The sequence below is a fragment of the Rhodococcus sp. LMD genome (assembly GCF_056108245.1).
On the sequence record NZ_CM148557.1, the window covers coordinates 861,414 to 876,999 of the forward strand.

General features: G+C 72.2%; 9 protein-coding genes. 3 read left to right on the forward strand and 6 right to left on the reverse strand.

Going from position 1 to position 15,586, the window contains the following annotated elements; all coding sequences use genetic code 11:
• Positions 1–14 precede the first annotated feature (14 nt).
• Entirely contained in the window at positions 15–785 is a 771-nt protein-coding gene (locus tag ACWPQI_RS04015) for a 2,3-dihydro-2,3-dihydroxybenzoate dehydrogenase (protein WP_010593768.1), read from the reverse strand.
• Positions 782–1,948, reverse strand: a complete 1,167-nt coding sequence (locus tag ACWPQI_RS04020; RefSeq protein ID WP_474738660.1) for an isochorismate synthase — start codon at positions 1,946–1,948, stop codon at positions 782–784. Before ACWPQI_RS04020 ends, ACWPQI_RS04015 begins: the two co-directional genes overlap by 4 nt.
• Positions 1,949–2,123: 175 nt before the next feature.
• Between ACWPQI_RS04020 and ACWPQI_RS04025 the strand changes: the two genes are divergently transcribed.
• On the forward strand, positions 2,124–9,860 hold the full coding sequence (locus ACWPQI_RS04025; RefSeq protein ID WP_474738661.1) for an amino acid adenylation domain-containing protein: 7,737 nt from the start codon (positions 2,124–2,126) through the stop codon (positions 9,858–9,860).
• Between the two features lie 252 nt (positions 9,861–10,112).
• Here ACWPQI_RS04025 and ACWPQI_RS04030 read toward each other — a convergent pair whose 3' ends face one another.
• From ACWPQI_RS04030 to ACWPQI_RS04040, 3 genes are all read right to left on the reverse strand, one after another.
• Entirely contained in the window at positions 10,113–10,577 is a 465-nt protein-coding gene (locus ACWPQI_RS04030; protein ID WP_010593771.1) for a GNAT family N-acetyltransferase, read from the reverse strand.
• A 165-nt stretch (positions 10,578–10,742) separates the two neighbouring features.
• Positions 10,743–11,627, reverse strand: a complete 885-nt coding sequence (locus ACWPQI_RS04035) for a dihydrodipicolinate synthase family protein (RefSeq protein WP_010593772.1) — start codon at positions 11,625–11,627, stop codon at positions 10,743–10,745.
• 39 nt (positions 11,628–11,666) lie between these two features.
• Complete coding sequence (locus ACWPQI_RS04040) at positions 11,667–12,455, reverse strand: aldolase (protein ID WP_010593773.1); 789 nt, start codon at positions 12,453–12,455, stop codon at positions 11,667–11,669.
• 157 nt (positions 12,456–12,612) lie between these two features.
• On the opposite strand from ACWPQI_RS04040, the gene ACWPQI_RS04045 reads away from it, so the two are divergent.
• The gene (locus ACWPQI_RS04045) at positions 12,613–13,221 is read left to right on the forward strand and encodes a helix-turn-helix domain-containing protein (protein ID WP_048772684.1); all 609 of its coding nucleotides are present in this window, start codon (positions 12,613–12,615) and stop codon (positions 13,219–13,221) included.
• A gap of 336 nt (positions 13,222–13,557) precedes the next feature.
• Here the strand turns inward: ACWPQI_RS04045 and ACWPQI_RS04050 are convergent, their stop codons facing one another.
• Entirely contained in the window at positions 13,558–14,178 is a 621-nt protein-coding gene (locus tag ACWPQI_RS04050; RefSeq protein ID WP_172603549.1) for a LysE family translocator, read from the reverse strand.
• A gap of 370 nt (positions 14,179–14,548) precedes the next feature.
• On the opposite strand from ACWPQI_RS04050, the gene ACWPQI_RS04055 reads away from it, so the two are divergent.
• Positions 14,549–15,565 (forward strand): ABC transporter substrate-binding protein, encoded by a 1,017-nt coding sequence (locus tag ACWPQI_RS04055; protein ID WP_474738662.1) that lies wholly within the window; start codon positions 14,549–14,551, stop codon positions 15,563–15,565.
• Positions 15,566–15,586 lie beyond the last annotated feature (21 nt).

Here is a 15,586-nt window from a genome sequence, read left to right on the forward strand (position 1 = left end):
GGGGTCCTTTCGGGTCAGGCGCGCAGCGTGGCGCCGCCGTCGACGTACAGGGTCTGCATGGTGATGTGGCGGGCGCGGTCCGAGAGCAGGAACGCGACGGCGTCCGCGATGTCGGCGGGCTCGGCGATGCGGCCCAGCGGAATACCCACCTTGAACGAGGTCGCGTCGCCGTCGATCGCGGTGCGGGCACCCGCGTCGTCGCCCGGATCCGGCCACAGGGACCGTTGCATCGCGGTGTCCGTGGAACCGGGCGCGACGACGTTGGCGCGCACCCCGAATCGGGCCAGCTCGAGACCGAGCACCCGGACGATCATGTGGGCGGCGGACTTCGACGCCCCGTAGGCGCCCATCCCGACGCGGGGCACCCCCGCCGAGTTGGAGCCGACCGTGACGATCGCGCCGCGGCGACGTTCGCGCATTCCGCGGCCGACGACGCGCAGCACGTTGACCAGGCCGGTGACGTTGACGTCGAACATCTTCCGCCACTCGGCGGGATCGCAGTCGAGCACCGATCCGGTGGTGAACACACCCGCGACGTGGGCCAGCGCGTCGACCGGCCCGTGCTCGGCTTCCACCCGGGCGACCGCCTCGGCGACGGCGGCCGCATCGCACACGTCGAGACCGTGCACGGGAGCGGGCACGTCGAGCAGCGCGGCGGTCTCGGCCAGGCCGTCGAGATCCCGATCGGCGAGGACGACGCGGTGCCCGGCCCCCGCGAGGGTGCGGGCGGTGGCGCGGCCGATGCCGTGGGCCGCGCCGACGACGAGGGTGACGGACCGGCTCATCGTCGCACCTCGAGCGCGTCGAGCACCGTGCCGAACTTCGTTGTGGTCTCGGCGAGTTCGTCGAGTGGATCCGAACCGGCGACGATGCCGCCGCCGGCGTGGGTGGTGAGCGTGGTGCCGTCGGCGTCGAGGACGGCGCAGCGGATCGTCACCATCCATTCGCCGTCACCGTCCCGGTCGGCCCAGCCCACGGCACCGGCGTAGAAGCCGCGGTCGCCCTCCAGTTCGCGGATCAGTGCCCGGGCCGCGGCGGTCGGCGTGCCGCAGATCGCGGGGGTCGGATGCACGGCCAGAGCCAGGTCGAGCGCGGTGACCGACCGGTCCCGCAACCGGCCGGCGATCGGGGTGCCCAGGTGCCAGAGCTGCCGGGTGCTCGCCAGCGTCGGCGTACGGGGGATGTCGAGGTCGGTGCACAGCGGGTCGAGGCTCGTCCGCAGGGCCTCGACGACGTGGGCGTGCTCCGCGCGGTTCTTCTCCGATGCGGCGAGGCGTTGTGCGGTGCGCCCGTCCACCTCGGGATCCGGATGCCGGGGCGCGGACCCGGCCAGCGGATGGCATGTGACGAGGTCGCCGCGGCGCCGGACGAGCACCTCGGGGCTGGCGCCGACGAGGTGCCGGCCGGTCCACGCTCCGCCGGCGGCGGTGAGATCGACGGCGAAACCGTTTCCGGTGGGATCGTTTCCGGCCAGCCGGGCGAGCAGCGACATCGGGTCGACGGGTGCGTCCGCCCGCAGGAGCAGCGCCCGGGCCAGCACCACCTTCGCCAGGTCGTCGGCCGGATCGCGGAGCTGCCGCAGCGCCGTGGCCACCCGGTCGAGGTGTTCGTCCTCGGCGGGCAGTGTCGCGGCGATCCGCACCGGCGCGAGCGGGACGGCGGCGTCCCCGACGGGGTCCGGCTGGTGCCGCAGCGCGACGGGCGCCGTGAGCGCGGCGCGGTGATCGGGAGCGAACGGTAGCGCGCCGACGACGGCCGCCACCGAGCCGGCGCGCAGCGCGGCCGCGGCCTCGCCGGCCGAGTCGAACCGGACATCGACGCCCTCCGCCACGACGGTGCCGTGCGGACGCGACAGCACGAACGGGGCGGCGGTATCGGCCTGCCGCGGGGCGGCGGTATCGACTTGCCGCGAGGCGGCGGTGCCGCGGGCGGCGACCGGTGCTTGCATGTGCACAGACCTCTCGTAGCGGTGACAGGGGCGGTCGTGGTGCCGTGCACCCGACCCAGCAGAACATATACGGTTAGCCTAACCTTTGGTATCGTCACGTTTCGCGCCGGACCGGCTTCACCGCTCGTGATGCGATACGGCACAGTCGAATTCGACCGTAGAAAGGGGATCGATCGTGCCCACGTCCGGCCTGTCGACCTCGGAGTTTCCGCTGACGCGAGCCCAGTCCGGCGTGTGGTTCGCCCAGCAGCTCGACCCCGCGAACCCCGTCTTCAACACCGCGGAATGCGTCGAACTCCGCGGCGAGGTCGACGTCGCCGCCCTGCTGCGCGCGGTCCGGGAGACCGTCGCCGAAGCCGAGGTGCCGACCGCGGCCTTCGCCGTGCAGGCCGACGGATCGGTCGTCATCCGTCCCGGTGCACACGCGGCGCCGGAGCCTGCCGTCGTCGATCTGCGCCGCGAGCCCGACCCGGAAGCGGCCGCGCAGCACTGGATGCGCGAGGACCATACGCGCGTGCTCGACCCCGCACGGGAACTCTGCCTGCGCGCCGCCGTGCTCCGGCTCGACGACCGGCACACGGTTCTCTACCTGTGCATCCATCACCTGGTGATCGACGCCTACGGCTTCGGCCTGCTCACCCGGCGCATCGCCGAGCGCTACACCGCCGACGTGCTCGGGCGCCCGGTGCCGCCGGCGAGGTTCGCCCCGCTCGCCCCCGTCGTCGCCGAGGAGGCCGCCTATCGCGCGTCCGCGGACTTCGCCGCCGACCGGGACTTCTGGGCCGGCTACCTCGACGGCGCCGAGGACGCCGTGGCCCTCGCCGACGGTCCCGGCGGCATCGCCGTCCGCTGCCGCGGCGTGCGCCTGACCCTGACCGCCGAACAACAGCAGGGACTCTCGCGGCTCGGCAAGGCCACCGGAGCGAGCTGGGGCGACGTCGTCACCGCCGCCGTCGCCGCGTACCTGCGGGCCGCGACCGGACGCGGCGACGTGATCGTGGGATTCCCGGTGATGAACCGGCTGGGCAGCGCCGCGACGACCGTGCCGATGTCCGCGGTCAACGTCGTACCGCTGCGCCTGCGCCCCGAACCCGCCCGCACCCTCGCCGACCTCGTCGGCGACGTGCGCGCCGCGGTGGCGAACTGCCGTCCGCACCACCGCTACCGCGGGGAGGACATCCAGAACGACCTGCGCCTGCCCGCCGGCTCGCGCGGTGTCGTGGGGCCGTCCGTCAACGTCAAACCGTTCGGCGACCGGCTGCGTTTCGCGGACCTGCACGCCGCGGTGCATTCCGTGGCCCGGGGCCCGCTGCAGGACTTCATGGTCACCGTGCGGCCGCTCGACCACACCGGCGGCCTCGAGATCTGGGTGGACGCCGACGCCGACGCCTACACCGCCGACGACCTCGAGCGGCACGCCCGCCGGCTCGAACTCCTCCTCACCCGGGTCGCCGCGCTCACCGACCCGCACCGGCCGCTGGCCCGGCTGCAGATCCTCGACGCCGACGAGCGCCGCCGCCTCCTCGGTGAGCGCAGCGGCGACGACCTGCCGGTGCCTGCGGGCCTCACGCTGCCGGACCTGCTGGCCGCCCAGGTGGCCCGCGACCCGGACGCACCCGCGGTGCGCGATGCCGCCACCGCACTGACCTTCGGCGAACTGGCCGCGCGTTCGCGCCGACTCGCCCGGCACCTCCTGAGCGCCGGGCTGGGCCCGCAGCGGCGCGTCGCCGTCGCGCTGCCGCGCCGCACCGACACGCTCGTCGCGCTGTTCGCCGTCCTCGAGGCCGGCGCGACGTGCGTCCCGCTGGACCCCGACCATCCGGCCGAGCGACTCGCGCACGTGCTCGCCGAGACCGCGCCCGGTGTCGTGCTCACCGGCGGCGACGTGGCCGCACGTATCGCCGAGATCGCCTGCGCCGCGGGCCTGCCCGATCCGGTGGACCTCGACGAGCTGGACCTGTCCGGTTACGCCGACGAGCCGCTGACCCGCGCCGAACGCGGCCGACCGCTGCACGAGCTCGACGTGGCCTACCTCATCCACACCTCCGGGTCGACCGGCCGGCCCAAGGGCGTGGAGGTCCCGCACCGCGGGGCCGTCAACCTGTTCCACAGCCACCGCGCGCGCGTCTTCTCCCGGGCCCGCGCCGAGGCCGGCCGCGACCGCCTGCGGGTCGGGCACGTCTGGTCGTTCGCGTTCGACGCCTCGTGGGGCCCGCACCTGTGGCTGCTCGACGGGCACGAGCTGAGCATCGTCGACGAGACCACGCAGCGCGACCCGCACCGGCTCGCCGAACTCGCCCGCAGCGAGGGGTGGCACTTCGTCGAACTGTCGCCCGCGCAACTCGAGCAGATCGTCGAGGCCGACCTGCTGCGCGACGTGCCGACCCTCGGGTTCGGCGGCGACGCCGTCACCGACACCCTGTGGCGACGCCTGCGCGACCGGGACGGCGCCGCGTTCAACTTCTACGGCCCCACGGAGGGCACCGTCGACGTCCTCGTCGCCGAGGTGGGGGACGCGGCGGAACCCGTGATCGGCCGGCCGGTGGCGAACCTGCGTGCCTACGTGCTCGACGCCGCGCTCGAGCCCGTCCCCGAGGGGGTGGACGGCGAACTGTATGTCGCCGGTCCCGGCGTGGTGCGCGGCTACCTCGGCGCGCCCGGCGCGACGGCGGCGCGGTTCGTGGCGAACCCGTTCGGCGACAGCGAAACCCGCATGTACCGCACCGGCGACGTGGTGCGGTGGACCGCGGGCGGCCGCCTCGCCTACCGCGGCCGCCGGGACGACCAGGTCAAGATCCGCGGCTTCCGCGTCGAACTCGGCGAGGTCGAGGCGGCGCTGCAGGAGTTGCCCGGCGTCACGCGGGCCGTCGCCGGGGCGCGTCCCGACGCGACCGGCACCGCGCGGCTCGTCGCCTACCTGGTCGGCGGCGACGGCGACCCGGCGGCGGCCCGCGAGCACGTGGCGCGGCGGCTGCCGGCGCACATGGTGCCGTCGGCGTTCGTGTTCCTCGACGTGCTGCCGCTCACCTCGAACGGCAAGGTGGACCGCACGTCGCTGCCGGAACCGGACTTCGGGACTCTTGTCGGCGGGCGCGCGGCCGCCACCGAACGCGAACGCGTGCTGTGCGCCGCGTTCGCGGACGTCCTCGGCCTCGACACCGTCGGCGTCGACGACGACTTCTTCCTCCTCGGCGGTCATTCCCTCGCGGCGGCCAAGCTGATCGCGACGGTCCGCGACACGCTCGGCGTGGAACTGCCGATCCGCACCGTCTTCGACCACCCGACCGTCGAGGCGCTCGCCGCGCAGTGCCCGGACGGTGCTGCAGCGCTGCGGATCCCGCTGCGACCGGTCGAGCGCGGCGACCGGGCACCGCTGTCGGCGGGGCAGCAGCGGCTGTGGTTCCAGTTCCGCCTCGAGGGGCCGAGCCCGACCTACAACGTGCCGCTGACGCTGCGCCTGCGCGGTGTCCCCGATCCGGCGGCGCTGCGCGACGCGGTGCGCGCGGTCCTCGACCGGCACGAGGTCCTGCGCACCGTGCTCGAGGACCACGACGGCGTCGGCATGCAGCGCGCGCTCGCCGCACCCGAGGTGCCGTTCACCGCCCGCACCGTCCCGGCGTCCGGCCTGGACGCGGCGGCGGCGGCCGAGGCGCGGCACGCATTCGACCTCGAACGCGAGATCCCGATCCGGGTGGCGCTCTTCGACGACGGAGGCGCGGAGACCGTGCTGCTGGTGCTCGTGCACCACATCGCCGCCGACGAGCTGTCCGCCCCCATCCTGCTGCGCGAGCTCGGCGCCGCGTATGCCGCCGCGGCCGCCGGACGCTCCTGGACGCCGGCGCCGCTCCCGGTGCAGTACGCCGACTTCGCGGTATGGCACCGCGAGATCCTCGGCGGCGCAGACGGACTCGCGGACCGGCAGCTGGACTACTGGCGCGCCCGGCTGGACGGGATGCCCGAGGAGCTCGCCCTGCCCACCGACCGGCCGCGTGGGGTGACCGCCTCGTTCGTGGGCGGCACGGTCGAGCAGCCGGTGTCCCCGCACGTCGCCGACGCACTGCGCGCCGTCGCGCGCGCGGCGAACGTCACGATGTTCATGCTCGTGCACACCGCCGTCGCCGTCGCACTCGCACGCAGCGGCGCGGGGGAGGACCTCCCGATCGGCTCGCCCACCGCGGGCCGGCCCGCGGCCGAGCTGGACGGCCTCGTCGGGTTCTTCGTCAACATGGTGGTGCTGCGGACGGACCTGTCGGGTGACCCCACGCTCGCCGACCTGCTCGCCCGGGTCCGCAGCACCGATCTCGACGCCTACGCGCATCAGGACCTGCCGTTCGACCGTCTCGTCGAGGCCCTCGAGCCGGCTCGCAGCGCCGGCCGGCATCCGCTGTTCCAGGTGCTCGTGCAGCATCGCACCCCGCCCGTCGTCGACGCCTTCGCCGGTCTGGAACCGCGCGTGTCCACCGTCGACACCGGCGCCGCCCTGTTCGACCTGACCTTCGACGTGATCGAGGACGTGGACGGTGGCCTACGGGTGCGGGTGGAGTACGCGCGGGACCTGTTCGACCCGACCACGGCCGACGCGCTGGCGGGGCGCGTGGTGCGCGCCTTCGACGCCCTCGGGACGGATCCGCAGACCCGCCTGTCCGCGCTCGACCTGCTCTCCGACGACGAACGCGACCGCCTCCGCTCCGGCAGCCCGTACGTATGTATGGACGAGATCGAGGACGTCGGGGCGGGCACCCTCGGCGACCTGTTCACCCGCCAGGCGCAGCGCACCCCGGAGGCGACCGCGCTCGTCACCGGCACCGAGACGCTGACCTTCGGGCAAGTGCACGCCCGCGCCGGCCGTCTGGCCCGCTACCTGATCGGCCGCGGCGTGGGACCGGAGACCGTGGTCGCGCTGATGCTGCCGCGCGGCACGGACGCGATCGTCGCGGCCCTCGCGGTGTGGCAGGCCGGCGGCGCCTACGTGCCGGTCGATCCCGGGTACCCGGTCGAGCGCGTCGAGCACATGCTCGCCGACTCCCGGCCCGTGCTCGTCCTCGACGAGGCCGCGCTCGCCGCGGTGGACCCCGCGCTGCCGGACACCCCGCTCGAGCCGGGCGAGCGTCTCGGCGCGGTCTCCGGCGACGGCGCCGCGTACATCGTCTACACCTCCGGTTCGACCGGCCTCCCCAAGGGCGTCGTGGTGCCGCACCGGGGTGTGGTGAACCTGGTCGCGACGCAGCGCCGCCGGACCGTCGGCCGCGCGGAGGATCGGCCGCTGCGGGTGCTGCTCACCTACGCGCTGTCCTTCGATTCCTCGATCGATCCGTTGCTGTCCATGCTGGCCGGACACACGCTGTACCTGCCGGACGCCGATCTGCTCGCCGACGCCGCCGCCACCGTGGACTACGTGCGCACCCACCGCATCGACGCCGTCGACTGCGTACCGTTGCTCATGACCGAACTGCTCGCCGCCGGGCTGGTCGAGCCTGCGGCGCCGCACCGCCCGCGCCTGCTCGCCGTGGGCGGCGAGGCCGTGTCCGCGGACCTGTGGTCGACGCTCGGGTCGATCGACGGGGTGCGGGCGCTGAACATGTACGGCCCCACCGAATGCACGGTCGACGCCACCATTGCCGAGATCCGCGGAGTGCGCCCGCACATCGGGACGCCGATCGACGGTGCCCGGGTGTACGTGCTCGACGACCGCCTGCGCCTCGTACCGACGGGCGTGGCCGGGGAACTGTACGTCGGCGGGCCCGGCGTGACCCGCGGCTACCTGAACCGGCCCGGCCACAGCTCCACCCGGTACGTGGCCGATCCGTTCGGTGCCTCCGGAACCCGGCTCTACCGCACCGGCGATCGGGTGCGGTGGCTCGACGCGGGCGGCGACCGTCCGGTCCTCGAATATCTCGGCCGCAGCGACGATCAGGTCAAGATCCGCGGGTTCCGTATCGAGCTCGGCGAGATCGAGACCGTGCTGTCGGCGCATCCGTCGGTCGCGGGCTGTGTGGTCGTGGCACGCGAGGACGAACCGGGCCGGCGCCGGCTCGTCGGCTACGTCGTCGGCGATGCGACCGACCCGGAGGTGTTGCGGCAGCATATGTCCCGTCGCCTGCCCGAGCACATGGTGCCGGCCGCGGTCGTGGTGCTCGACGAGTTCCCGACCACCCCGAACGGCAAGGTCGATCGGCGGGCGCTGCCCGCTCCGGTCTTCGCGCCCGCCGGTGCGCCGCGCGCCCCGGCGAACGACCTCGAGCGGCGCCTGTGCGTGGTGGTGGCGGAGGTGCTGCACCTGGACGTGGTCGGGCCGGACGACGACTTCTTCTCCCTCGGCGGCGATTCCATCGTCTCGATCCAGCTCGTGTCGCGTGCTCGCGCGGCGGGACTGCGGTTCGCCGCGCGCGACGTCTTCGAACACCGCACCCCGGCGGGCCTGGCCCGGATCGTGCAGGTCGATCCGGTATCGGAGGCGACGGATCGGACCGCGGCCCTGGGTCTCGTCCCCGCGACCCCGATCGTGCACGACCTCCTCGACCGTGGCGGCCCCTACCGGAGATTCGCCCAGTCCCGGCTGCTGATCGCACCCCCCGGCCTCGACCTCGCCACCCTGGCCGGCGCGGTGGGCCGGGTGCTCGCGGGGCACGACGCGCTGCGTGCCGTCTTCGATCCGGTCGCACGGACCTTCGACGTCCGTGCCGCGGACGTCGTAGATCCGGCCGCGCTTGTCAGACGGGTGGACGTCCGGGGACTCGACGAGCGGGCGCGCTCGTCGGTGCTGTCCGAGGAGACCGACGTCGCGTGCGCCGCCCTCGATCCCGAGGCCGGCGCGATGATGCGGCTGGTCTTCTTCGACACCGGGCCGGACCGCCCGGGCCGGATCCTGGTGGTGATACACCACCTGGTGGTCGACGGGGTCTCGTGGCGGATCCTGGTCCCGGACCTGGCCGCCGCCTGCGAGGGCGTCGAACCGGACGGCGGGGGAACACCGCTGCGGGCATGGGCGCGGGGACTGCTGGAGCAGGTCCCCGCGCGGCGCGGCGAACTGGCGTTGTGGCGCCGCGTCCTCGAACCCGCCGGGTGCGTGCGAATTGCCGGGCGGGACGTGGACCCGGTGCGTGACACGCTGGCCACGGTCGCGCGGGTGCAGGTGGAGGTCCCGGCGTCGGTGACCGAGGCGCTGCTGACCACCGTGCCGGAGCGGTTCCGCGCGGGTGTCGACGACGTGCTGCTGACCGCGTTGGCGCTGACCGTGCGCCGGGCGTGCGGCGGCGGGCCGGTCCCGGTGGACCGGGAGGGGCACGGACGTGAGGAGCAGGTGGTGCCCGGCGCCGACCTGTCCCGCACCGTCGGCTGGTTCACCACCCTGTATCCGGTCCGTCTCGACGTGTCGGCGGTGGACCTCGCCGAGGCCTTCGCCGGTGGGGCCGCCGCCGGTGCGGCGCTCAAGCTCGTCAAGGAGCAACTGCGGGAGATCCCGGACAGCGGAATCGGATTCGGCATGCTCCGTCACCTCGACCCCGACTCCGCGGCCGAGCTCGGGGCCGGACCGGCACCGGAGATCGGGTTCAACTACCTCGGCCGGCTGACCCTCGGCGACGGGACCGGCGCGCCGTGGACGGCGGCTCCGGAAGCCGGCGTGCTCGGTGGCGCCACCGACGAGGCGATGCCGGTGAGCCACGCGATCGAGGTCGGTGCCGTCACCGAGGAGACGCCGGCCGGGCCGGTGCTCCGCGCGACGTGGGGGTACGCCACCGGCGTCGTCACGGCGACCGTCGTCGCCGAGCTGGCACACGGCTGGGTCGCGGCGCTGCGTGCGCTCGCCGACCACGCCGCGCGCGACGACGCGGGCGGCTTCACGCCCTCCGATCTGACGCTGAGTGGTCTGGACCAGTCCGAGATCGACGAGTTCGCCCTGGAGTTCGGGTGAGTGTCTGTGCGCTGGGCCGGCAGGCGCGCCCGCAGGCCACCCCTGGCCGGCCCTGCGCACCTGTTCCTCACGATGCTGCGGTCGACCGACCCCGACACAGCCGGGCAGGACCGACCCCTACGCCGTCGTGCGCGAACTGCGACGCGCACTCGACCGTCGGGTCGGTACCTGCCCGGCCGGCCATCACTGCATCCTGACCGGACGAAGTCCTACCGCAGGACTCCTGGAAGGAACACGCTCATGGTGCAGTGATCACCTCGCCGAGGGCTCGGCTTCGTAGGTGACCCAGTTCGTTCGTGTGGCGAGGGTGTTGTAGAGCGCCTGGGCTCGATGGTTGTCCTCGGCGGTCACCCACTGCACCACGGCGCGGCCCTCGGCGGCGGCCATCTCGGTGAGACGCTCGATCAGTGCACGTCCGACCCCCCGGCCCCGGGCCGCGGGGTCGGTGAACAGATCGTCGAGGAAGAGACCGGTGGTACCGGTGTAGGGCGAGGAGAAACGACGGTGGTGTGCGAACCCGAGGATCTCGCCGTGCGCCTCCGCGACGAGCGCCTTGCATTCGTGTCGGGGATCCATGAACCATCCCCATGCACGGGAGACGATGTCCTCGGACTCGGGCAGCTTGTAGAACGTGCGGTACTCACGGAAGAGGACGCGCCAGCGGGTCTCGTCGGTGGGGGCGAGCGGTCGGACCGTCGGAGTGGTGGTCGTTGTCAATTCGGTTGCTCCTGTGGGTTTTCGAAGGTCTCGGGTGGAGCGGTGCCAGTGCGTAGTGTCCGCGGGCTCTGCGTCTGCGAAGTTCGATGCGGGATGCGCTGCGCTCGGCAGGCGGCAGCGTTCGGCCAGTGCTGCGTGTGAAATACGAGCGGTGGTGGTGTTCCGTCACCGGCAGGCGGCGATGAGCTCCTCGAGTCGGGCGGTTTCGGGTTCATCGAGGGGAAGCAGGGGCCGGCGCGGGGTTCCCGCCTCGACGCCGACGCTGCGCAGGCCCGCCTTGATCGTGGCCGGAAGCCCGCGGCTGACGATCATGTCGAGGAGCGGACGGAGCCGATCGAAGAGTTCGGCCGCCTCGTCCTCCCGGCCCGTGGTGATCGCGCGGTGGAACTCGACGATCCGGTGCGGGATCAGGCACGGCGCCGCGGTGCACCAGCCTGCGGCACCCGCCTGAAAGGCCCTCTGCGCCAGCGGGTTGCTGCCGTTGAAGAACGCAAGTGTGTTGCCGCTGAGTTCGTTCAGGCGGTGCATGCGCGCAATGTCACCGGTGGATTCCTTGACCATCGTGATGTTCTCGACCGTGGCGACGAGGTCGAACAGGAACTCCGCCGTCATGTCGATGCCGGTGGTAGCTGGGTTGTTGTAGACCATCACCGGGATTCCGATCGATTCGGCGAGGGTGGTGAAGTGCAACCGGACCTCTTCCTCGGTGAGGCGCCAGTACGAGGTGGGCAGCGCCATCACCGCCGTGGCGCCGAGGCGCTCGGCGATCTGCGCGCGACGGATCGTGCCGGCAGTGGTCAGGTCCGAGACTCCGACGACCGTCGGCACCCGGCCGTCGGTGTGCTCGATGGTTTCGGTTGCGACGGTGATCCACTCGTTGTGGTCGAGGTAGGCGCTCTCCCCGGTGCTGCCGAGGGGGGCGATCGCATCGACGCCTGCATCGATCATGCGGTCCAGCAGCAGGTGCAGGATGTCCACGTCGATCGTCTCGGGGTCTCGGCTGTCGAACGGTGTGACGGGGTATGCAACGATTCCGCTGATTGTGGTCAAGGTGCACTCCAAGAGAATTCGGATGGTGGGTGGCCGGGGTCAGTGGCAGTCGATCGCGTCCGGGTGGGAGCGCAGGGCCTTGCGTGCGTAGTAGCCGAAGTTGGCTTCGCTGCGGCGTGGGGTGAGGGTCCAGTCGTGGGCCTCACGCGCCAGCCGTGGGGGAAGAGGCTTGATCTCGCCGGCCGCCATCGCGAGCAGTTGCAGGCGGGCCGCCCGTTCGATCAGGTGCGCCAGCGAGCACGCCTCTTCGATGGTCGATCCGACGACGAGTTGCCCGTGGTGGGCGAGCAGGATCGCGCGCTTGTCACCGAGCGCGGCAGAGATGATCTCGCCCTCCTCGTTGCCGACGGGAACTCCCGGCCAGTCCGGCAGGAACGCACAGTCGTCGTAGAGCGGGGCGACGTCCATCTGCGAGACCTGCAGGGGGATCTCGAGCATGGACAATGCCGCCGCGTGCAGCGGATGCGTGTGGACGATGCAGTTCACATCCGGCCGTGCCCGGTAGATCCAGCTGTGGAACCTGTTGGCCGGGTTCGCCATGCCGCTGCCTTCGAGAACCTGAAGGTCCTCGTCGACGAGGAGCAGGTTGCTTTCGGTGATCTCGTCGAAGCCGAGACCGAGCCGCTGCGTGAGGAAGGTTCCCGGTGCCGTGCCGCGCGCGGAGATCTGGCCCGCCAGACCGGAGTCGTGTCCGGCATCGAACAGGGCCCGGCAGGTCAGGGCGATCTTCTGGCGGTCCGTCCACTCGGCCGCCGCGACCTCGGTGAGCATGGTCTTCTTGGCGGTCTCCATCAACTCGGCTTTGCCGAGATTCATCGTTGTCGCCATCCTCGGGGCTCCTTTCACCACGGACAAGTCGATGACACGTAGAGCACTATAGGACACAAAGTGTCCTATAGTGCAACCGGGTGACGTGGTCGGTAGGGTGGGCGTGTGCGGGGACGCCTGTCTTCGCGGGCGCAACCGAGAGGGAGGTGTGGACACGATGGCGGCGCTACTGCGGTCGCATCGACGCCGGGCGGGGTTGACCTTGGAGGCCCTCGCCGAGGGCACCGGGCTGACCAAGAGCTACCTGTCGAAGGTCGAGCGAGGGATCAGTACACCGTCGATCGCGGTGGCGCTGAAGATCGCGCGGGCCCTGGACGCCGATGTCAGTCAGCTGTTCTCCGACAGCCCCGACAACAGCATGATGACGGTCGAGCGGCGAGGTGAGCGCGCGCAGGTCGACGAGCGCGACGGGAGTGCGGTCTACGACGCCGTCGCCACCCGCATGATCGGTAAATCCATGCAGCCGTTCATTGTTCACCCGACGACGCAACCCGGATCCGACTACATGGAGCACCCGGGTGAAGAGTTCATCCTTGTCAAGGAGGGGACTGTCGAGGTGAGCATCCCCGATCAGGTGATCACCCTGGACGAGGGGGACAGCCTCTACTTCGACGCGAATACCCCCCATCGCGTCCGATCGGTGTCGCCGTCACGGGCCGTGCTGATTGTGGTCGTCCACGACCGGGACGGCGACAGTGCCGACGCCGGGCCGGCGTCGAAGTCCGCGCAGCGCTGCGCGCCCACAGCGCCGACGTCCAGCAGCTGAACGCCGCCTCTCCCGAGGGTGCCCCGACCCGAACCGTAGGCATACCGGCCCTCTGACTTCCGCCGATGTCCCCCGTCCTGGGCGGTGAGCCCCTCCGACAGGCCGGAGAACCCGCGCACAGCAGGGTCGTTCAAGCAGCCAACGGGTGACGTGATCCTCTCGGCCTCGTCGAAATGAGGGGTCGCGGGAATCTGGGGATACGCGCCCTGCGGTGAGCCCGTCGCGCAGATGCGGTTGCACGGGAGCAGTGCGCGAAGGTCGTGGGCGTGGCACCCTCCGATTGCTCGGGTGGAGGGGGTGGCCGGGCCGGTGCGCCCGACTCGAGGTCGCCCGGGGTCAGGCGAGTAGTTCTGTTGTGCCCGACCACAGCACGACCCCGGCGAGAATCGTCAGGACCGCGGAGGTGGTGCGGGCGAACGCGCGGGCATGGGACCGCAGCCAGTGGTCGACGACTTTCGCGGATGCGAACCAGGCGAGGGCACCGAACCACGCGGCTTCGGAGGCGATCAGCAACACGGCCACGGTGAGCTTGTCTGCTCCGGAGGCGTGCTGCGGTATCAGTGTGGCGAACACGGCCATGAAGAACACCACCGCTTTCGGGTTGGTGATGTTGGTGGCGACACCGAGCGCGAAGGACGTCGACGGGGATTGCGGCGATGCGCCCGTTGCGGTGTCGGTGAGGGGCCGCGCCCGGAGGGTCGCCACGGCCAGGTACAGCAGCAGCGCCGCCCCGAGGATCTGGACGGCGGCGAGCACCTTCGGTGGTCCGGCCGCCACACCCAGCATCGCTACGGTGACCCAGACCGCGATTCCGGTGGCGATCCCGAGGGCTGTGGCGATCCCGAGGCGGCGGGACCCCAGGACCGACTGTCGCAGCACCACAACAGCATCCGGTCCGGGGGAGACGACCCCGGCCAGCCAGACGCCCATCAGGGCCAGATAGCTACCGATGCTCACCGCGCCATCGTGCCATTTCTCCAGGATCGGGGCGGTGTCGCCCACCCGTCGGGTGCCGCACGGCGTCCACCTCGGGCCGCGCCGGCGCGAGGAGCATCTTCAGGAGGCGAGGGTGTCCACCGAGGCGGTGTTGCCTGCCTCGCCGAGGTCGGGGTTGCGGCAGGGTCGGCCTCCGCACCGGAGGGGCGGTGCGTGTGCGGCTGCGGTGGTGGCGACGCCGTGGCGGGGGAGCCGGCGGCTCGGACCGGCGCGACGCGTGAGGGGACGCCGTGGTCCGGAGACGTAGCGCTTGGCGCGCAGAGTAGGTTCGGTTAGCCTAACCAACTGAGTTCGGGCAGGTGCCCGGCGAACAGACATGTGGGAGTGAGCGATGCGGGTTGAGGGACTGGGCCGGGTGCGCCGCGCGGCGGCGATCGGCGCGGCGGCGATGCTGGCGATCGGCCTCGCGGGATGCGGCAGCGACAGCGGCACCGGTGAGGAGTCCGGCGCGAGCACCACGCGCACGTTCGAGGCGCAGAACGGGTCGATCGAGATCCCGGCCGATCCGCAGCGCATCGTCGCCTGCGGCTACGCGGTCCTGCCGCTGCTCCAGGCCGAGGCGAACCTGGCTGCGGCCTGCGAGTGGACCCGCGAGCTCGACAACATGGACGCCGAGACCAAAACGGCGTACGAGGCCCTGCCCAAGGTGGCGCCGGACGGAGCCGTGAGCGAACTCGACTACGAGGCCGTGGCCGCCGCCGCACCCGACCTGATCATCATGGGCGTGCCCGCGCGCGTGCAGTCGCAGCTCGACACGGCCAAGCTCGAGGCGCTCGCTCCGGTGGTCTTCCTCGGCCTGACCGACCCCGGTGACTGGCGCATGCTCGGCGAGCAGTACGCCGACGCCGCCGGCGTCTCCGAGGAGTACGGCGAGTACAAGGAACAGTACGAGGCGCGTGCCGCCGAGATCGCCGACAAGTACCGCGGCACCCTCGGGAACCTGACCTTCGCCGGGGTCTGCAATGTGTGCGGCACCGAGCCGGGTGAGTTCTACCGCGAGTACGCCTCCTCGTACACCACCAACCTCTTCCAGGACCTCGACCTGCAATTCCCCGGTCAGCCCGCCGATCCCGAGGCCGTGCACGGCGAGTACCTCTCCGTCGAGGAGATCGGCCGGAACCTCGGGGACGTCGACGTCATCGTCTACGGCGTCGAGGGCGACGGGTCCGTCTCGCCCGAGCTGCAGGAGCTGATGGCCTCCCCGCTGTGGCAGGCCCTGCCCGCCGTGCAGGCTGGAAACCTGGTCCCGGTCCGGCACTCCCACGCCGCGACCTACGAGACCGCGCTGCTCGCACTCGATTCCATCGATCAGGCGCTCGCCGCGCTGCCCGCGAACCAGCAGCAGTAGCCCTCCCGGCACCCACGGCCC

What these genes read in the sequence shown, in the direction of transcription:
- ACWPQI_RS04040 (WP_010593773.1), bottom strand. Translation starts at nt 12,455, where the DNA reads ATGGCGACAACGATGAATCTCGGCAAAGCCGAGTTGATGGAGACCGCC.
- ACWPQI_RS04045 (WP_048772684.1), top strand. Translation starts at nt 12,613, where the DNA reads ATGGCGGCGCTACTGCGGTCGCATCGACGCCGGGCGGGGTTGACCTTG.
- ACWPQI_RS04020 (WP_474738660.1), bottom strand. Translation starts at nt 1,948, where the DNA reads ATGCAAGCACCGGTCGCCGCCCGCGGCACCGCCGCCTCGCGGCAAGTC.
- ACWPQI_RS04015 (WP_010593768.1), bottom strand. Translation starts at nt 785, where the DNA reads ATGAGCCGGTCCGTCACCCTCGTCGTCGGCGCGGCCCACGGCATCGGC.
- ACWPQI_RS04055 (WP_474738662.1), top strand. Translation starts at nt 14,549, where the DNA reads ATGCGGGTTGAGGGACTGGGCCGGGTGCGCCGCGCGGCGGCGATCGGC.